We start from the raw sequence: 2,366 nt of genomic DNA, 5'->3' as shown, positions 1-2,366 counted from the left end.
TACAGCCTAAAAATCAAAAATATAGACTGCAGGTGAGCCAATATTGCTCAAAAACAAGAATGATAGAGAATGGGGTAAGGTTTTGCAGAGGTCTCGTTGTATGACTATTGAAGGAGTTACTATTAGGTCATGTTCTGCAAATGCGTAAGCGCTTGCAAGAATGGATTTCTGTTCTTCTTCAGTGAACATTTTGATTTTTTCAGCCAACCATTCAAGTTCTTCTCTTTGAAGTGCTTGTTGTTTTTCATTTTGGTGTTCCAGTAAAATAGATACTTTTTCTTGTTCTTTTTCGGTCAATGCATTTTCCAATGCTTGATTCTTCCGTTTAAGAACGTTGAATTTCAGCAATGCTGCAATGTACATACAGAAATATCCTACTGCAATATCGAATATTAGGACAAGCAGATAATTGTTGCTTGAATTTTGGGTATTTCCAGCCATATACTCACTGATAGGAATGACGGCTAATAGCATGATGATGGCTATTACATAAAGCACCCTATATCGCGTTTATGGCTTACCTGCGGCAAGGAGGCAAACAAAAAGGCGATAATCAAAACGGCAATTATTGCACAGAGTGATATGAAAGATGTTCCCATAGGTTTATTGTTCTATTTGAGGACTAATTACAATGCGCCAATAGCCAGTCTTATCCGAACCTTCATGAGCCAAAATTCCCATATCCCTAAGGTTCTTGATGTTTTTCTCTATAGCGCGTTTAGTTACACCAACCTTGTTAGCCATATTATCGGCTGTGATTGATGGGTCAGAAATAACGAGGTCGATTATCTTTTGTGCAGTTTTACTGACTTTCTTAGGTATTTCCGATGTGTCTCCGAACATTTTTGCATTTACACCGAACTTTTTCACCGAACTTTTGCTGTTTACACCGAACATTTTTGCATTTACACCGAACTTTTCGACCGAACTTTCTTCGTTTATAGGGTACTTTTCGAGGGTGCTATTTACCCTGTTAGCCACTTCCTCAACAGGTATTCTTCCGTTATCACCCCAGTTTAGATTATAAAAAGTGGTGAAGAAAGAAGTTGCTTCCGTCTGATATTGCGGTTCTTTTCCTTGCAGGAAGTTGGGTAGTTTTTCTGTAAGCTCTCGCATTTTACGCAAACCGGAACCACGTTTCTCCATATAGTCCAATTGTGTAAATACATCTGCAATGACAGGATTACGACGCATGGACGGCACTTTGTATATATCACGGTCTTGGATTTGTGTACCATCAAGCATCGCACCGGGTGATACCAATTCTACTCGGTCGTCATAGATATCAATATGTACTTCACCACCCATTACAGTATAATCTCTATGGATAAGATGGTTTACTAACCCTTCAAAGATAGCACGGTCTGAATAGTCGGGGAGGTTCAAGCGATAGTTCGGCATCTTCACCCATCCGCTCATGGTGTAGTTCTTAATGAAGTCCATGCCATATTTCAAAAGCAATACAAGATTTGCTCGATGTTCTACGGAACTGATGGCATCGTCTTTATATAGTCCCGTCCAACGGGTACAGAAAATACGTGATTGGAATACGGTACAATTATCCACAAACAGCAATCCGGCATTGGTTAGTTTACCGTCAGATGCGACCAGTCCAAATGATTCCAAATACTTATCGTTCCATTCCTGATGGGTTTGCTCACGGAATGTATTGGCAAGAATGATGAAAGAGTGCTTGTCTGCATCCACTTGTGTAGGCAACGAATCCCAAGTCATGTGCGTGCCCTTTAATACTAACGAAAGAAGTTGTTGCGAATTGCACTCTACACTTTCATTACCGACTCTTGTATAAGCTGTACGTGTTCCGTCTTGATAATAATAATAAGGTGTCAGCGTTCCTGCCTTTACTTTCACTTCAAGCAGGGTACGTCCTTCGTGTTCAATCGGAATAAGCTGTACGTCCGGTACAGGATCAAGTCTTGCTTTTATCATTTCACTGATAAAGTCGGCATCTGCTTGCGGATTCTCCAAACCTACAATCACTCCGTCATCGTTTACTCCATAGAATAAACTGCCACCGTTCGTATTGGCAAAAGCCGATACGGATTTAAGCCATGATTTTACTTTCTTTCGTTCAAGCATTTCCTTGAAATCGTAAGACGAGCATTCAGCTATCAATGTATTGTTATGAATTTGCATCGTTTTCTTTTTGTTGTTTGGGTATAAAGCCCGATTTTATATACAAAGGTAAGGATAAAACCGAATATTCTGTTAAAATCGCCCCATTGATTTGATTATTATGTGTTTATATTCTGAAGTGATTTAAACTAATTGATCAAATGATAAACAGCGTACTAATAGCTAAAATTGTTATATTATGGGTGAGCAAACTCATTCATAACAACATC

At 39.2% G+C, this 2,366-nt stretch carries 1 protein-coding gene and 1 pseudogene; both read right to left on the bottom strand.

Going from position 1 to position 2,366, the window contains the following annotated elements; genetic code table 11:
* Nucleotides 1–96: 96 nt before the first annotated feature.
* Nucleotides 97–599 (bottom strand): annotated as a pseudogene (locus EV202_RS14875) (hypothetical protein); the annotation flags it as partial.
* A gap of 4 nt (nt 600–603) precedes the next feature.
* Nucleotides 604–2,157, bottom strand: a complete 1,554-nt coding sequence (locus tag EV202_RS14870) for an ATP-binding protein (RefSeq protein ID WP_131927613.1) — start codon at nt 2,155–2,157, stop codon at nt 604–606.
* Nucleotides 2,158–2,366 lie beyond the last annotated feature (209 nt).

Origin of the sequence: Prevotella heparinolytica, assembly GCF_004342845.1 — a bacterium.
Classification (GTDB): domain Bacteria; phylum Bacteroidota; class Bacteroidia; order Bacteroidales; family Bacteroidaceae; genus Bacteroides; species Bacteroides heparinolyticus.
This window is presented reverse-complemented; position numbering and strand designations above follow the sequence as displayed.

Excerpts from the sequence above, each read along its gene's own strand:
- EV202_RS14870 (WP_131927613.1), bottom strand. The coding sequence starts at position 2,157 with ATGCAAATTCATAACAATACATTGATAGCTGAATGCTCGTCTTACGAT.